The following is a 411-nucleotide window of genomic DNA, read 5'->3' on the forward strand; positions in this document are numbered from 1 at the left end:
CTGCGCGCGCGCTCGGGCAACAGGGTGGCAAGCGCCTGCTCGGCGTACTGCCGGGCCAGAATGCGGACTCGGGAGACGTCCCGCTCTCGTTCCAGCTCATGCAGCCGCGAGCCTAGCGTCGGATCGCCCCACCAACCACCCAACGGCGTGACGAGACGCAGGTAGATGGCATTGGCCAATGTCGTGACGCGCTCGCCGCTATAGTCACCAGTGCTGGGGTCGATTTTGGGGTCCATGCGTATATGGTGGTCAGGACGGCGTTGGTGTATCAGGTGAAACACTTCACCGGTCAGCGGATCGGCGCATCGGTTTCACCGCCGCGCGAGTCGATGTGACGGTGTTTCACGACGCTGATGCCGCCTGCGATAACGTCCTCGGACACGACGATCTTGCCGTTGATGCGGGCGGCCT

The 411-nt window shown here is 64.0% G+C and carries 1 protein-coding gene; it reads right to left on the minus strand.

What is annotated here, in order from left to right; genetic code table 11:
* The coding region (locus RCF13_RS10910) for a phage GP46 family protein (protein ID WP_308141173.1) at positions 1–236 on the minus strand (236 nt) is incomplete at its 3' end.
* Positions 237–411: the final 175 nt, after the last annotated feature.

Source organism: Stenotrophomonas maltophilia group sp. RNC7 (genome assembly GCF_030910085.1).
In the GTDB taxonomy this organism is placed as follows: Bacteria; Pseudomonadota; Gammaproteobacteria; order Xanthomonadales; family Xanthomonadaceae; genus Stenotrophomonas; species Stenotrophomonas sepilia.